Annotated in this window: 17 protein-coding genes and 1 pseudogene; 4 read left to right on the forward strand and 14 right to left on the reverse strand. The window is 42.6% G+C overall.

The window, feature by feature from the left end; all coding sequences use genetic code 11:
- Positions 1–131: 131 nt before the first annotated feature.
- From ppsA to BVI01S_RS04330, 4 genes are all read right to left on the reverse strand, one after another.
- A complete protein-coding gene (gene ppsA, locus BVI01S_RS04315; protein WP_061809373.1) occupies positions 132–2720 on the reverse strand; it encodes a phosphoenolpyruvate synthase in 2589 nt (862 codons plus the stop codon).
- 215 nt (positions 2721–2935) lie between these two features.
- Positions 2936–3769, reverse strand: a complete 834-nt coding sequence (locus BVI01S_RS04320; protein WP_061809374.1) for a permease prefix domain 1-containing protein — start codon at positions 3767–3769, stop codon at positions 2936–2938.
- Positions 3756–4106 (reverse strand): PadR family transcriptional regulator, encoded by a 351-nt coding sequence (locus tag BVI01S_RS04325; RefSeq protein ID WP_061809375.1) that lies wholly within the window; start codon positions 4104–4106, stop codon positions 3756–3758. The genes BVI01S_RS04320 and BVI01S_RS04325 overlap by 14 nt, the downstream gene beginning before the upstream one ends.
- A 117-nt stretch (positions 4107–4223) precedes the next feature.
- Positions 4224–4646 carry an SRPBCC family protein gene (locus BVI01S_RS04330; RefSeq protein ID WP_061809481.1) on the reverse strand — a complete coding sequence of 141 codons (423 nt, stop codon included), beginning with the start codon at positions 4644–4646 and terminating at the stop codon, positions 4224–4226.
- Between the two features lie 371 nt (positions 4647–5017).
- On the opposite strand from BVI01S_RS04330, the gene BVI01S_RS04335 reads away from it, so the two are divergent.
- Positions 5018–6001 carry a phosphotransferase enzyme family protein gene (locus BVI01S_RS04335; RefSeq protein ID WP_061809376.1) on the forward strand — a complete coding sequence of 328 codons (984 nt, stop codon included), beginning with the start codon at positions 5018–5020 and terminating at the stop codon, positions 5999–6001.
- Between the two features lie 53 nt (positions 6002–6054).
- Here the strand turns inward: BVI01S_RS04335 and BVI01S_RS04340 are convergent, their stop codons facing one another.
- From BVI01S_RS04340 to BVI01S_RS04380, 8 genes are all read right to left on the reverse strand, one after another.
- Positions 6055–6480: a ribonuclease FAU-1 family protein gene (locus BVI01S_RS04340; RefSeq protein ID WP_369690878.1), complete on the reverse strand. Its 426-nt coding sequence runs from the start codon at positions 6478–6480 to the stop codon at positions 6055–6057.
- 121 nt (positions 6481–6601) lie between these two features.
- A complete protein-coding gene (locus BVI01S_RS04345; protein WP_061809378.1) occupies positions 6602–7000 on the reverse strand; it encodes a VOC family protein in 399 nt (132 codons plus the stop codon).
- A 97-nt stretch (positions 7001–7097) separates the two neighbouring features.
- Positions 7098–7304, reverse strand: a complete 207-nt coding sequence (locus BVI01S_RS04350) for a hypothetical protein (protein ID WP_061809379.1) — start codon at positions 7302–7304, stop codon at positions 7098–7100.
- A 23-nt stretch (positions 7305–7327) separates the two neighbouring features.
- The gene (locus BVI01S_RS04355) at positions 7328–8101 is read right to left on the reverse strand and encodes a class I SAM-dependent methyltransferase (protein WP_061809380.1); all 774 of its coding nucleotides are present in this window, start codon (positions 8099–8101) and stop codon (positions 7328–7330) included.
- 241 nt (positions 8102–8342) lie between these two features.
- Positions 8343–9005: a hypothetical protein gene (locus tag BVI01S_RS04365; protein WP_061809382.1), complete on the reverse strand. Its 663-nt coding sequence runs from the start codon at positions 9003–9005 to the stop codon at positions 8343–8345.
- Positions 9006–9033: 28 nt separating this feature from the next.
- Entirely contained in the window at positions 9034–9702 is a 669-nt protein-coding gene (locus BVI01S_RS04370; protein ID WP_061809383.1) for an HAD hydrolase-like protein, read from the reverse strand.
- 44 nt (positions 9703–9746) lie between these two features.
- Complete coding sequence (locus BVI01S_RS04375) at positions 9747–10130, reverse strand: hypothetical protein (RefSeq protein WP_061809384.1); 384 nt, start codon at positions 10128–10130, stop codon at positions 9747–9749.
- Between the two features lie 36 nt (positions 10131–10166).
- Complete coding sequence (locus tag BVI01S_RS04380; protein ID WP_061809385.1) at positions 10167–10505, reverse strand: hypothetical protein; 339 nt, start codon at positions 10503–10505, stop codon at positions 10167–10169.
- 394 nt (positions 10506–10899) lie between these two features.
- Here BVI01S_RS04380 and BVI01S_RS04385 point away from each other — a divergent pair, with 394 nt between their 5' ends.
- Entirely contained in the window at positions 10900–13932 is a 3033-nt protein-coding gene (locus BVI01S_RS04385; protein ID WP_061809386.1) for an efflux RND transporter permease subunit, read from the forward strand.
- A gap of 217 nt (positions 13933–14149) precedes the next feature.
- Here BVI01S_RS04385 and BVI01S_RS04390 read toward each other — a convergent pair whose 3' ends face one another.
- Positions 14150–14575, reverse strand: a complete 426-nt coding sequence (locus tag BVI01S_RS04390; protein WP_061809387.1) for a VOC family protein — start codon at positions 14573–14575, stop codon at positions 14150–14152.
- Between the two features lie 23 nt (positions 14576–14598).
- Positions 14599–15408: a class I SAM-dependent methyltransferase gene (locus BVI01S_RS04395; RefSeq protein WP_094075188.1), complete on the reverse strand. Its 810-nt coding sequence runs from the start codon at positions 15406–15408 to the stop codon at positions 14599–14601.
- Positions 15409–15791: 383 nt separating this feature from the next.
- Between BVI01S_RS04395 and BVI01S_RS23220 the strand changes: the two are divergent.
- Together BVI01S_RS23220 and BVI01S_RS23225 are read left to right on the forward strand one after the other, a co-directional pair.
- Positions 15792–16227, forward strand: a pseudogene (locus BVI01S_RS23220) (MraY family glycosyltransferase); the annotation flags it as partial.
- A gap of 3 nt (positions 16228–16230) precedes the next feature.
- Entirely contained in the window at positions 16231–16527 is a 297-nt protein-coding gene (locus tag BVI01S_RS23225) for an MraY family glycosyltransferase (protein WP_369690879.1), read from the forward strand.
- Positions 16528–16632: the final 105 nt, after the last annotated feature.

Consider the following 16632-nt stretch of genomic DNA (forward strand, 5'->3'; position numbering starts at 1 on the left):
TCTCAACCAGTTTAGTTAACTCCCATTATACCTCTTCCAATCCCAATAAAAGTAAATAAATCAAAAAAATCATCCCGATCGATAACCGACCAGGATGATTTTCTCTGTCTCAAAGCGAGACGATGATCCTCTTATAATAGTTCAATATACCCTTCTGTCCCATGCACACGGATCCTCTGTCCATCTTGTATCAGCTCGGTCGCACGTTCAATGCCGACGACAGCCGGTAGTCCATATTCCCGTGCAATCACCGCTCCATGGGTCATCAGTCCGCCAACTTCAGTGACTAACCCTTTGATGGAGACAAATAACGGTGTCCAGCTCGGGTCGGTATAAGGGGTAACCAAAATATCTCCCTCTTCCAAATCCGCGTTTTCCATGTTGACAATCACCCGTGCACGCCCCTCTATCACCCCTGATGAAACAGCCAGGCCGGCAATGGCACCTGCGGGAAGATCTTCCCGTTTGTATTCACCGGTGATGATTTCACCGTCTGACGTAATCACACGTGGGGGCGTCAGTTTTTCATTGTAGTCGTACTCTTCTTTTCGCTTACGGATGAGGTCATCTTTCGACTCATTGGTTCTCACCAAGCCCTGTAATTCTTCGAATGTAAGATAGAACATGTCCTCTTTTTCTTGAAGAACATTCTGTTCGACTAGCCGTTCAGCTTCTTTTAATAATGCCTGCTTATAAACAAAGTAGCGGTGAATCATGCCGTATTTCGGATATTCCCGGTAACCGGTGAAATGCCGGATGATGTCGATCCTTCTTTTCGTCTCTTTTACCTTTTGTTCACCATCTGGTAATGAGGTTAATCGCTCCAGTAATTCTCGTTCTTTTTCTATCGCTTCCAGCCGCCCTTGCTCAAATTTACGTTTGCTTTCCTGCAGCTCGAACTGTTGGATGTTCCTGAGGATCATTGGGATAATGATTGTTGGCTTTTCACTCCAGCGCACTCTCGAAAGATCAATTTCCCCGCTGCATCTCATCCCATATTTGGAGAGAAAGTCTTCGATGGCTTCCCGGGCTTCTTCCCCACCATCTACTTTCACCAATTCATCCAGGAAATTGTCGTCTTTTTCCTGGCGCAAATAATCGATTACTGCCTGATGCGGACGTATAAAGTCGGCTACGTCCATTAATGCCAAGCCCATTTCAGAAGTGATGTTATTCGGGACCGATTGAGACAGTGTATCTGCCACATTTTTTTCTCCCAACCACTCGTACATATGGTCATTAATCCAGAATAAAGCATCCATTGAAGCCATGATCACCCGGGAACTTTGCGGATCAAATAGAATCCTCTTTAATTCCTTCATATCTTCTAAGATGTAATCCATCAACTCGGATCCCGTTTTCGAATGGATGGTTTGTTTCAACTGGTCGATCGAGGCTTCACTTTTATTTATTAGTTCCGCAACGATGGCAGGATCGGGGTCGATTGGCTCGACTCCACCTTTCCTTGGCGCAGGCATAGCTTCATCCTCCACCGTTTTGATGAAGCCTTTTCTCTCGATAATTATTGTGAGAGCATCTTTTATTAGTGGTTCAGATTTCCCCATTAAATCGATGAACGATTGTCTGCTGGCCGGTGATGCCAACCGAGGGGTGCAATCCACAAACAATCTTCCTCCGGCGACTTTCATCGGTGCAGGGGTCGTTAACAGGAAAAAGGACAACCCGAGGGGCTTCATCGCATCAGTCATCATTTGCTGATGGCCGACGGAAAGATACACTCGATTCTCCCCATCAACCGCTTCTGGAATCGGATATAAGGTGGTGATCGGCCTACTTTGCACAATGTAAAAGGTGCCATCTTCCAAACACCATTCAATATCTTGTGGACAGTCAAAATGCGCTTCAATCATCCTGCCGATTCGGGAAAGCTCTACAACCTGTTCATCCGTAAGGGCCGCTGCCTTTTGCTGATCAGGAGGTATAGGCTTCGTCTCCGTCCCTCCACCGTTCACCCCATAGATAGCCATTTTCTTCGTTGCAATTTTCTTATCTATGATCATGCCGTCCTGAACTTTATAGGAATCTGGTGAAACCAGGCCGGACACCAAGGCTTCTCCAAGACCATAGCCTGCCTCGATCGATACCACTTTCCGATTGGAACTCACCGGGTCAGCCGTAAAAAGAATCCCTGAAACCTGCGGGGATACCATCCTCTGAATAATAACGGAAATGTGAACCTCACTGTGATCAAACCCATTTTGCATACGATAAATGATGGCCCGATCCGTGAAAAGGGATGCCCAACACATGCGGATATGTTCCAGGATGGAATCCTTGCCGATCACATGAAGGTACGAATCCTGCTGCCCGGCAAAAGAGGCATGTGGCAAATCTTCCGCCGTGGCACTGGAACGTATGGCATACGCATGTTCCTTTCCAAACCGGGAGTGATAGTGAGTAACGGCTTCCACTACATCAGAAGGAATCGTTACATTCAGGAGGACATCCCGTATCTCCTTGCTGACTTCCCCGATTTGATTACGATCTTCGGGCTTGAGCTTGGATAACCTCGCCAGCAATGTCTGATACGTCTCGTTCTGTTCCACCGCTCTCCGAAATCCAACCGTCGTCACACTGAAACCGTCCGGTACCTGTATCCCTTGAATCTTTGATAATAATCCTAGATTCAATCCTTTTCCACCTACAAGTGAAAGCACCGATTGTTCCATTTCCTGAAAGCTGAGAACCAATGAATTCATCCTGCCACTCCCCTTATCCATCAATGTTATTTGATTTTAGCAGTACTGCAGTGGAAGAAACAGTCTATAATGATTTTTTTAAGCGTGGTATAATAGAAGTAGGAAGAGACGTTTGGTTTGTAGAAAAATCTTCGAATAAAGATGATAAAAGCTCAGAGATCATAGCTCTGAGCTTCTTTAAATACAACTTCATATTGGTCATTCAGCTTAACGTGTTATGCTTCTTTAACTCTCATTTTAAGCTTCTTTCTCCCCACAACGTAATAAACCAAATACCCTAAGACATTAAACAAAGCAAACACCACTATCCACCCAATATTTAATCGTCTATGATGATACGCGTTAATCGTTGCCCAAATCGTAAACAACGTGATATAAATTGCCATTCCTGAGAACAAAATGATCGCCAACCAATCACCTATATGTCTTGTTTCCATTTGGATGTACCACTGTTTTCCATCCCCGTTTCCGTATGGAAAGAAATCTGCTTGGAGCCATTCTGGATTCCACACTTTTTGTTCAAATCGGTAATCTGGCTTTGCGTCTCTGACATAATCAAATACCATGTTAGTATTTTCCACGCTACTTACATCATAAATCTCAACGCTTGCGATTTGATCCGTCATTTCAATTAAACTATTTATTTTCATTTTCATCTCATCAGTAATGCTGGACTTATTTTCTAAAACATAAGCAACTTGGGTAGCTATTTCAGAGTTTTCACTGGCATTTTCTTCTTCCAGTGACCATATATACCCGAACGCAGAAACGGTAAAAAGAAGAACAACAAGTGCAAGATATAGTACCCATTTAGCGAACGTTTTTTGAGCCTTGAAGAGCTGTCCTACAATCGAACGCATTTCCTGTTCCCCACCGAAACGCTCAATGGCTACATCAACGGCTTCTTGCTCACCCATTCCTTCTGCTCTCAGTTCATGAACAGCCTCCAGTAAGTGACTTTTCATCTCAGCCTTCAATTCCTGAATTTCTTTTCGATTACCCCCGATATGTTGATAAACAGAATCTACATATGCATCAATCTGTCTCAAGGTTCTCTCCCCCTTCAATAAAGGTATCAATGATTTTCTTTACAAATTGCCACTCTCTGCGCTTCTCTTCAAACCCCTCTTCGCCTATTTGGGTAAGCGTATAATACTTCCTTCTTCCGCCCGGCCCCTGCTCATCACCCCAGTAAGAAGAGATCCACTGGTTTTTTTCTAGCCTTTTCAATGATAAATAAAGCGTACCTTCTTTTAATTCAAATTGATCTTCGCTTTTTTCACGGACCGTTTTTGCTAGTTCATACCCATACATATCACGGCTATTCAGAAGCGAGAGAATCAATGTATCGATATGACCTTTTAAGACCTCTTTATTAATTTCCAAATTTTACACCCCCTTATATATTTATATAATATATTACCTAATAATGCAAGGTATTCATTTATATAAAAATCATCCTTAGGTGGAAGGATGATTTTTAAAATGGACTATCATTCAGATTTATTTAACAAGCGAAGCCCTAAGGTTCACACCATATTCCATGTATCCCTTCAAGCATGTTAGCATATACACCCAGCCTTCTTTATTATCTACTAATTCGTTGATAATATTTTCACTATCCTCATCGAACCCTTCTTCTTTAACCCCTACGATTGTGCTGCCTGTTTCTTCTTGAGTAAAGGATATGGTGACTTTATGGTTTCCTGCCCACTCGAAAACAATCTTCTTTTCTTCTTGGATTTCGAGTATATGTATATCACCTTGAGCGTCATACTCTTCATACCTTAACGTAACCGCCTTTCCTTCCTCCCACCTTTCAGAGCTTGAAGAGAACCAGAAGTTCCCTATCATTTCGGGATCAACAAACGCCTCGAAGATTTCATGTGCCGGCTTTTGAATTTTCATTTGAGTGATATTATTCATGAACCATCCACTCGCTTTCATTTTATTTAACACTCATTATACATCAGACTCGCCCATTCGAAATCCCTTGATTTGCCAATCTTGAAAATGGTATAATTTTCTTACCAATAACGAAGGGAGTGAGATGACGCAATGACTAATTTCATGAAGATAACCTTGGAGAATGATACGGATTGCCCTCTCACTCATACGGATACTATGTGAAAATGGAATGAGTATGGCAGCATTGGTTTGTTATGAAAATCGAAATCTTTAGCCACAGGGTTATTTAATATACCTTGTGGCTTTTTATATTTCGCTTTTTACAGCAATATCTTCTCCAGTTTTTCTTCTCAAATGAGTGACCAAACAAAATGAGGAGTTGACTGTTTATGTTGAAGCTGAAATACCTTTTTAACAACGAAGACCTGGCAGAAATGCTGGTAAGGAATTGGGGATTTGATGGAAAATCACCTGACGTGTTCACAACCTACAGAATCTCATCGAATGCTACTTATTCTTTTTATTTCAATGGAAAGACCCAGTTTCTCAGATTTTCCCCAACATCAGAGAAGTGCCGGGAAAATCTTCTCGCGGAACTTGATTTTATTTCTTACCTTCGTTCAAAGGAGTATGGCGCACTAGAAACTGTGGGTTCAAAAGACAGGAAAGAGCTTATGGAAGTTCAAACACCATGGGGAGACTATTATGCTTCCGTGTTCAAAAAGGTACCAGGTATACGGATTAGTGAGACCGATTTAAATGATCATATTATCTTCACTTATGGAAAATCATTAGGGAAACTTCATCGATTGTCCAGTGAGTATCATCCTGTTCAATCCGAGAGGTGGTCCTATTGCGATGTCCTCAGTTCTATTGAGTCGATTCTGATGGATCTTCCTCATGAAGCATTAGCGTTAAAGGAAACAAAGCTATTACAAGAATATTTTAAAAGCATACCTAAATCAAAAAGTAATTTTGGATTGATTCATTATGACTTTGAATACGACAATGTGTTTTATGATGCAGAATCTCAATCTTGTTACGCCATTGATTTTGACGATGCGATGTATCATTGGTATGTGATGGACATTGAACAGACACTTGATAGTTTGCAAGATTGCATTCCACCTGAGAAGTATCAAGAGAAAAAGGAATGCTTCCTGGATGGGTATCGAACCGAATTTGAAATCCAGGATGAGATGCTGGCATTACTTCCGGCTTTCAGAAGGTTTGCCGATTTATACGGGTATGTCCGTATTTTAAAATCATCAGAAGAACAATGGAGCCATGAACCGGAATGGTTAGTAGGCTTGAGAGGAAAGTTAACACAGGCAATGAAGAATAAATCGATGTGTTTTGGAATGGATTTATAAAATAAAACGGGTGTCTGGCTCAATTTGTTGAGGGCCAGACACCTTGACTCTGTTTATGTAAGTTCGAGGTCCAACATTCTTTTATGTTCTTGAGCCAGTTTTATTATCATAAATTCATCAGTTTGAAGCTGTCTCATAATTTCTTTGCTTTCATTCCAAGCTAAATCATACATACTTTCAGAAATCATTCGTTTTTTATAAGCCTGCTCAAGCTCATCCTCATCAAGCAGAAAGATTTCCCCAGAGGGCAGAACGACAATATCCAAGTAGAGATCATCCAACCACGGAACACCGTCCTCCACTCCATTTTCCAGGCATATATCTATGTACCACTGAACGATTTCCCCATTTGCATCAAGCATGGTAGTGACGGAATGATGTTTCCCAAAAGGAAACTGTTGGAGCCACATATAACCGTTATCAACAAAGCATATTTCTTTCTCTCCATATCGGGTAATTAATGGCTCCTTCACTTCCACTGTGTTCAACAGAGTGATATACCCTTGGAACTCCTTCGTGTGAAGATGGGTTTGAGCGTATCTCCTTTGTTCTACTCTCTTCCAATCAGCACGGTTTCCGTATTTTCTTTTGAGCATAAGATCAATTAGGCAAATTCAGCTGCCACGATACCCCAAAACGGTCATTCACCCAGCCAAATTTCTTACTGAATCCATAATCTCCAAGTGGCATAAGCGCTTGACCACCTTCATTCAGCTTCTCATAGATCGTCTCAAGTTCTTCTTCCGAATCGCACTTAAGAAAGATGGAGAAAGAAGGTGTGAAGTCAAACTGATGCTTCACATTGCTGTCAATACACATAAACTCTTGTCCCTTCAAAGTGAACGTCGCCTGCATGACCGTCCCTTCATCTCCACTTTCATTTGCTCCATAGCGAGCTATATTGGTAATGGATGAATCCTCAATCAGAGAGGTGTAAAAGTTCATTGCTTCCTCGGCATCTCGGTTTTGAAACATTAAGAATGGTGTAACCTTGTTCATAGTGAATCTACTCCTTTTTTATGTATTACCTAAAGTATCATTCAACAATTATGATTATATCCAATCGCTCTTTTAAATTCACACAACATTTAATTCGCTAGTTAGTCATCCCTAATAGGTCAGCCACAATATCAGCACTTCCCGGGGTAAACATAAAAATGGATAATCCAATCAACACAGCACCCATCACACCATAGACAAACACTCTTGGCTTTAAGAAAGAACCCTGCTTAGACGCCTGCAAACCAGCACGGAAAATGAGAAAAACCCCTATAAATAGAATAGCAAAATAATAAACTCCCATTAAATAATCACCTCGTTAAAGTTTTAAACGACTAAAAAGAAATGCCCACAATCATACTCATTCAAATGAATGACCTGTTGATATTTTTCATGCCAATATCCATTCTCCAGATCCCTCTGCAAATGTTCAAGGCACTGGTTCACCTCCTCCCCCTTGGCAAGTGGAGATGTCCCCCTTTGAAAATCCCTGTCTAAATAAAGCTCCGGCGTCCTCCATCCCGTAAAGAAAAATTGATCCGTCAAATCATAAGGTAATGGAAAAGGAACCATGGTAACCGGTCGCTCGATCTGTTTCTCAAGTAATTGGGATAGCTCTTTCACTGGAGGATGAATCCTATAAGCACCATCTAAGACTGGTCCGAAATAGTCAAACAGCCAGCACTCCTCTTCGCATAATCTTGGATCCAAGGTGAAAATGACAATCTTGCCACCTTCCTTTAAGACCCTTCTCATTTCCTGAAAACTAACGGATAAATCATGAAAATGATGAGAGGCGAGTGTGCAGATGATTCCGTCAACGGACGCATCTTCCAATGGAATTTGCTCTGCAACTCCCTCTTTCCAAGTCAAATTCCTATGCTGCCTGCCCTGGGTCCTCATGATTTCTGACGGTTCAAGAGCAATGACACGGTATCCCTCTTCAGCTAGTTCATAGCTATAATTTCCGGTTCCTGCTCCAATGTCTAAGATGGTTGCAGAGGGTTCCAGTTTGAGTTGCTGCAGGATCATCCGAGTGATGCGAGAATCTGCTTTTCTGGTCGCGTTGTAGGTTTTTCCTATTTGATTATAAATTGGCATAATCTAATCACTCTCCCTATCTAAAACCCCATAATTATCCTTTACTTTTCCAAAACCAGATTACACTAAAAATAATCATAAGACTCCCCCATACACTAGACGAGAATAAAAGAGTCTTACGTTTATATACACGTTTCAGAATTTCCATTCCAACCCATTCAACCGCTCCAGCTACTAATAGCAAGCTAAACAGTAATACAACATGATTCATTTTCAGCATCACTCACCTGTCCTGAATAAATCACTTTCTCTGCCGACCTTCCTCAATCATCTCAAAATACTGCGTATCCCCTAATCCATACTCTCTGAAATTCTCAAGCATAAGCGATACCAGCTTCTCTATCGGAACATTCGGATGCTTCTGGATATACACCATCAGTTCACTATCCTTCTCCCAGTAGTTTAAATAAAGCTCAACTCCCTTTTTTAAAGGTTCTAGCACAATGTCCTCAGGCATCGTCCGATGAATCATCACTTTTTCGTAAAGGGCCGCATACCCCTTCGCCTCTAAGCTGTACTTATTCACTGGCTTATACTGATGATCTACAAGATGCAGCTCAATAGACCCTTTATACTCCCTCTGGTCCAACCAGGCGAGTATCGTCAGCACATTCATTTGACAGAACATATCTTCATCAAACCACAAGGCAATAGTGTCCACACGCTCATGAAAGAGTGGCTCCAACGGCTTCAGGGTGATGTCTGTATATTGATTCCGCGTTACATGATGAACCTTCGAACGCATCTCAATAAACTCATCTGAAAATATGTTTTCGCACGTCTCTCCCCAACACATGGCTTCGTTAAATGGAATCATCTCTTCTGATTCAAGAAACCCAGTCTCTTTGAAACGTTTGTACATCTCTGTTCCATTTAGAATATGGATTGATTTATGTTGGATCACTTGGATACCCCTTTTCTAATGAACGATTTCATTTAATACCTTGCTTTTTTGCAGGAAACAGCATTTTTAATTCCAGTAACCCCTCAATGATCACATCAGCCTCCGCAAGCTCCTCTTCCCGGGCAAAATCAAAACGACAACCAATGGAAATCAACCCATTGTCCTTCGCCGCATGTATATCCGATAACCGGTCCCCTACCACAGCTCCACTCGTAATCTCGTATTTCTCCACAATATGCCGGACTAAATCTGATTTATTCAGAGATTCAATATGCTGAATACTGAATGTCTCCGTTATCCATTGGTCCAGGGCATAATAATCAACAATAGCGTTTAAGTATTCAATTAATCCGTTACTGGCTATGTAGAGGCTGAATCCATTTTCTTTTAAATGGCTAAAAAGTTCCTGAACATGAGGATATAGGGCCCCTTTTCCATTCCTTATATTCTGAATTAATCTCTCAAGAAAAAAGGCATCGGTCTGCTCTCTTTCTTCAAGAGAATGGTCAGGCAACAGTGCCTCCCATACCTTTGGCAGAGGAACACCCATAATCCCCCGGTATTTCTCAATCGGGGTTTCCTCATACCACTTGCCTTCTGACCGTAATCGTTCGAACGCATCATCCAGAGAGACTTCTAATATTTTGTCTGTTTGAAAGAGTGTTCCATCCATATCGAAGATCAATGATTGTGTCATTATAAATGTTCCTTTCTCTTTGTCATCGTGCAAAATCGTTCTGCTCACAACCCAGTAACATTATCAAAAACGGCAGGCTTACTATCCACTAAAACATGAATGACGTCTTGCCCTTTATCTCTTGTTAAATAATAGACATGTTGCTCCACAACATTCTCTTTTGACTCGGAGGTGTTGAACTTGATTGTGACCGTATCATCTTTTGACTGCACATCTGTTTCTACTTCTCCACTTGATTGAAATACGATATATGAACCCTTTTTTCCTTCATCCATCAGCTGGAGTGTGTATTCGGGTTCGATTTTATTTTGTACATCAGCTGGGACAGTTTTCACTTTACTGAAGCTTAATGTTGACGAATCCTTTGATGAACTGCATGCGGTTAATATCGAGAGCACTAAAATGGCTAAGACTATGATTCTCTTCATTCTCACACTTCTCCTCTATAAGAAAACGATTATTTCTTATATGCATTGTTTAGTTGATTGAAATAATCCTTTATATGTTGCCGTTAGCAATACCATGGTATAGAGAAGGAAATAAAATAATTTAGATGTGTTCATAAGTGGTTCATCTAAAGAATATGCCAGAAAAACACCTGACAGGATGAAAATACAATATGCCCAGAACCAAAGTTTGGCATGCTCCATTCTCTTTTGAAAGTACAGAAGCATTGGTTCAGTAATTGCGAAAATTAATAATACAATTCGCACATATGTGTAGGGCTCATACACGAAGAAACTGATCACGATACCAATCGCAGCAAGGAGATTAATCCAATTAGAAGCTTTTAAATCTTTCATAATCAATCCCCCTCTAAATATGTCGGCTTCAAATAACATTTTTTTCTTATCCCTTCAATCCATTCAATTCCAATTATTCCAAAAACTCTCCCAATAAACAATCGGTTTGTAAAACTTTAGCCTACATGAAATTCACCATTCCCACTTCTTACCATTCATACTATAATACTATATTGTGACAGGAATATTTTTACACAGGGCAGGTCCTTACATAAAATTTACAAGTTTTTAAGAATAACAAGGAGTGCTCTACAGTAAAATGAATTTTGTGACAAGAGGAAATCCGCCTCAAGACCTAGGCGAATATTAGCCTGGAGGTGGCTGTGATGCATTCCGTATTACAGTATCTTTAAAAAGAAGGTTAAAAGCCAAATCAGTATTAGGGGGGAAACACATGCAAACTTTAACCAATTGGGTATTCCGCAATAAGGCAGCCATGACACTATTTATCATCATAACATTGCTTCTCGGCATCATAAGTTATTTCCGTCTGCCTATGGAATTCCTGCCTGAAGCGGATAATCCACAAGTGACCGTCGTCACCCTGGGTCAGGGGTATGACGCAGGCTCCATGACCACGAACATCACAGAACCCGTTGAACAGGCAGTGACATCGATTTCAGGGAAGACATCGATCCTGTCCACGACCGGGGAAGGATATTCCCAGGTGACCATTAACTTCGATTCAAAAAGTGACATGAAGGAAGCCAAGAACAAGGTCGAAGAGGCCATCAAAGGAATCCAGCTTCCTGAAGGAGTCGGACAGCCGCAAATCTCTCAGCTGAACACCTCGATGATCCCGATCAGTCAGGTGTCTGTGACATTTGATGATGGATTGACGAAAAAGAACCTTGATCTCGTCAATGATGAGTTCAAGCCGCTCTTTGAAAATAAGGGCTCCCTGTCTCAGGTAAGCATCGCTGGAGAAAACAGCCCACGGGTCCAAATCAATCTTGATCACCACAAACTGGAGAAGTTACATATTCCGGTCAATGCGGTTATGGGCGTACTGCAAGGGCAGGATGTTTCTGCCTCTGCCGGAAGCACGACGATTGACGGCCAGAAGAGTACGATCAACGTCACGGACAATCTGACTTCCGTAGAAGCCTTGGAGAACTTGCCGGTACCAATGCAAGTCCCGAATGCTCCTGCAGTCAAATTGAAAGACATCGCAAACGTTGAAAAAGTGAAAGCGGAAAACACCATCACCCGTGTAAATGGGAAAGAAGCTTTGGCATTCGTCCTGTTCAAAGAGAGCGATGCCAGTGCCGTTACCGCCGGAGACGATGTGAAAGAAACAGTCGATCAAATCAATAAGGACTATGACGGTGTAGAAGCAACGGCACTGTTTACCACAGGTGATATGGTGGAAAACTCAGTGAACAGCATGGTTCGCGAAGTGGCACTTGGTGCTCTTTTCGCAACCCTTGTCATTCTGTTGTTCCTAAGAAAGTTCAAGCCAACACTGATTACCGTTGTGTCTATTCCATTATCACTCTGTATCACGTTATTCCTGCTCTGGTTATCCGGAGTCACCTTGAACATCCTGACACTGGGAGGGGTCGCAGTAGCGGTCGGTCGACTCGTTGATGACAGCATCGTCGTCGTCGAGAATATTTTCAGGCGAAGCCAAAATGAAAAACTGACCAAACAGAATGTCCTGCTCGCGACAAAGGAAGTTTCCCGTGCGATTACGTCTTCCACTCTCATCACAGTGGCTGTATTCCTGCCGATGGGACTCGTCAACGGATCGTTGAAAGCATTCCTGCTTCCGTTCGGTTTGACTGTTACGTATTCATTGCTCGCATCTCTGCTTGTAGCCGTTACGGTCGTGCCATTATTAAGCCGAGGAATGTTGAAAAATACAACCTTGCCAAAACACAACACGCCGCACCGCTATGTGAATGTTTTGCGTTGGTCACTCAATCACAAATGGATTCCCATCCTGTTGGCCATTCTTGTATTCGGGGGATCCATTGCTCTTTATATCACGTTACCCAAAGCTGCAACGAGTGCGAATGATGCCTCTTTCGTAGCCGTCACCATGGAGTTTCCGAGTGATACACCAGAAGACACGATTAAAGAGCGCACCATGGAATTCGAAGAAACGCTATCCGGGTTTAAAGGGTACGATTACTTGATCACCCAGTACGGTGCAAGTGAAGAAAACGCTGAATACGGAGCCGTGAGTGATCCAAACACAGCGGTGTATACCGTCATCATGAAAGAAGGATCCGATGCAGAATCCTTCATCGAAGAAGTGAATGAAACAAAGAAGGATGAAAAAGGTGTGACGATTACAGCTTCACCATCCTCCATCTTCGGAGGCTCATCCAACTCAAGCATCACCTATGATGTTGTCGGAAATGACGCCAATGAACTTCTGACTACTTCCAAAACCATCATGGATAAGATCAAAGATGTAGACGGTGTGAAGAAAGTCTCAAGCAATCAGGAGAAAACGTCACCTGTTTTCACGGTGAACGTCAATACGGAGAAAGCGAATGCCCAGCAAACGGCCATGCAAATCCGTTCCTTATTGAATCCACAGCCGATCGGGGCCATCAACCTGGATGATGTAACGACACCTGTATTTCTGGACGCAGGCGTCAATCCTGAATCAACGTCAGATTTGAAAGACTTGACCATTGCGACAAACTCAGGCATCCAGCCTCTTACAGAAGTGGCTTCCATAACGGAAGAAGAAAAGCCAAGTACCGTCCTGCATAAAGATGGTGACTTATATGTCCGAATCACGGCAGAGGTAAAACCTGAAGAGCTCTCGGTTATTTCGAAGAATATCGGTACCGAAATCAAGGATATCGACCTGCCAAAAGGCGTTTCCCTTGATACCGGCGGCGCCGCTGCCCAACAGGCCGACGACTTTAAGGACCTTGGCATGACAATGCTTGCATCCATCATGATTGTCTACCTGATCATGGTCCTGACCTTTAAGACGTTGAAAGCACCGCTGGCGATTTTGATCACACTGCCACTCGCCTCAATCGGCGCCGTCCTCGGACTGCTGATTGCACGCGTCCCTGCAGACGCAACGGCTTTAATTGGAGCGTTGATGCTGATCGGTATTGTTGTGACAAACGCTATCGTCTTGATCGACCGCGTCAAGCAGAATGAGGAAACGATGATCATTCGTGACTCGATCCTGGAAGCGTGCGGCACCCGTCTCCGTCCGGTCGTCATGACGGCGATTGCCACGATCTGTGCCATGCTCCCGCTTCTTTTCGGTCATACGGAAGATGGAAGCCTCGTATCGAAATCACTTGCCGTTGTCGTCATCGGTGGTCTTGCCGGTGCCACGGTGCTGACGCTTGTGGTCGTCCCTGTGTTTTATGAATTGCTGTATTTCAGGAAGTCGAAGCGACAACGTGCTCAGCAGTTGGAGAGTGAGGAGAAAGTCGCACAGTAATTTAAAAAAGGTGTTTATCCTGCTTTGGATAAGCACCTTTTTTGGTGGGGTGAAGTTTTGATTTTGGTTCATTCAGCTGCTGAATATTCGTTGTTCTTCACCTGCTGATTCAACCGAAAAAATTCAGCTGCTGATTATAACCATATATTCAGCAGCTGAACCCGCAAACCTCAACCATAAAAAAAGCCACACCCCTCAGATGTGGCCCCCATCTAAATCACTTTGATTCCGAAATCAAATACTTCTCTCTAAACGTCGGACTAAGTTCACTCCACACATCAAACTTATTCCCATCCACATCATAAAAAACAAAATTCCTTCCTGAATGACCTCGGTCCTCAATCTCTCCAACCTTCATCCCGCGACGTATAAAGTCCCCGCGCACATTCTCCAGAGCCTCTAACCCATCCACTTCAAAGGTTAACGAAAAGCGTTCCTTACCGTGAATATCTATAAAGTTGGCACTCTCGTTTTCTTTTGATTTAACAAGAAAGATACTTTGATTTGCAAGATTTAAAATCGCCTTATCTTCATCTTTATAGTTTAATTCTGCCTCCAGTTTCGTCACATACCATTCTGAAGACATTTCCACGTCGCGAACTGGTATATACGTGGTTCCGACTCTTACTAATTTTTCGTTCATCGTTGATTCCTCCGAAACATTTGTTATTTTTTTCTGCCGATATAAAGCAAGTGTGATGATACCCCAAGGATATAAGGATCTGTTGCTCTTTCTATAATAAGATCAATGATTTTCCTCACTTCTACTTCCCCTTTTTCTCTCCAGTAATCCCAGTGGGTCTGATTTAGAAGAGCACCTGCATTCGATCCGATGAGGTCAATGGTTTCAAAGCCATTGACTTCCATAAATGGATTGATGTCTTCTATATCAAAATAATAGGCACCCGTGAAACGTCCTTGATCGGCATGGTTGAAACAGCCTGTTTGGGCGAATTGCAGGATCGCATCCACCTCATCATGGGGCTTCCAGTTGTCAGGAGAGACGAGCGATGTGAGGATATGCCTGATCCTCGGCATGAAGGCTACAAATACGAGGCCATCCTTTTTGGTCACTCTATTAAGTTCTTTCACGGCCATTATGCGGTCGCTTTCTTCCTGCAGATGGTACATGGGCCCGAGCATGAGTGAAGAGTCGAACTGTTCATCTTCAAGCATGTGCAGGTCCCTGGCATCGGCTGCATGAAAACCGTCGAATTGTCCTTCCAGATGAAGTTCGTTTGCTTTACCTTCTGCAATTCCCACTAGTCTTGGTGTTAAATCGGTCAATGTCACTTGATATCCCGCTTTGGCCAGCTCCATTGAATATTTCCCCGGTCCGGCACCATTATCAAGAACAGTCCCCCCAGTAGGCATATGTTTCCGTATATAATGCCAATTCACCTGAAATTCAACTGGTTCACGTTCAAGTCTTCCCCATTCATCATATTGATTGTAATAGTCGATAATAGTACTCAGTTCCTCCACCCACATTCCACTTTTTACCTACTGTATTCGCTGCAATCCATGTCAAATCCTTCCGAATACCCATTTTTTTGAAAAGTATCTTCTTCAGGAGAGAGGATATCCTCTCTCTTCATCGAACTTATGTAAAGACGATTAAATAGAATAGGAGAAGATAAGAAGTGAGAGATCAACTCATCCCGGCCATTATTGCTTTTGTATTAGTCTCGGCATTATCCCCTTTGTTCATTGCACTATTAAGAAAACTGGGCCTCCTGCAGCCCATTCGTAAAGAATTACCTTCCAATCATCAAATAAAAAAGGGTACACCGTTAATGTTTGGGATCATTCTTTTCATCGGAATTATCGTAGCCTTAGTGATCTCACCTACCCCACTGATGTACTTCCTGGCCATCACTTACATCCTATTCAGCTTTATCGGCTTTTTGGATGACTTCTGGAAAGCATCCCGTCAGGATCCCGGCGGTGTATCAAGTAGAACGAAGCTTATCTTCCAATTTCTTTTTACGGGTGCCCTGCTTTTCTATTTGATGAATGAAATGGAGATTGATACGACAATTGATGTGTATTATAACCTCTCCATCAATCTTCCAGCTGTGGCGTATTTCATTGTGATCACTCTATTTGTGGTGGGTTCTGCCAATGCCATCAATTTCACGGACGGTTTGGACGGGCTATTGGGAGTGGTGGCCATCCCCACCTACTTTTTTCTTTTTCATGATTTCAGATACACACGAGGTAAAACTGTTTTGTTTAATCATGATCGGCTGCCTACTCGGATTTCTGATTTATAACATCTTTCCGGCCAAGGCTTTCATGGGCGATACGGGGTCACTTGCGATTGGAGGGTCCCTTTCCTTTCTGGCCGTCATTGAAAAAGTGGAGATCCTCATTCCCTTATTGTTCTTTATCTACTTTGCTGAACAACTGTCGGTCATTCTGCAGGTGGCTTCATTTAAATCAAGGGGTAAGCGAATCTTCAGAATGACTCCGATTCATTATCACTACGGCTTAAAATACGGCTGGGGGGAAACGACGATTGTGACCGCCTTTGGATTTGTTTCGTGGATTTGTACGTTTATTTGCTTTGCATATTGGAAGTTTGTTCTCTAGTCCTCATAGAAAATGGACGAGCATCAAAGTATCATCCCTTTGATTTTGAAACCTGGTATCGGATGGAAGCAAATATAAAAAGAGGTGCTCTCTCTCTGAGAACAC

Source organism: Rossellomorea vietnamensis NBRC 101237 (assembly GCF_001591825.1).
Taxonomy (GTDB): Bacteria; Bacillota; Bacilli; order Bacillales; family Bacillaceae_B; genus Rossellomorea; species Rossellomorea vietnamensis.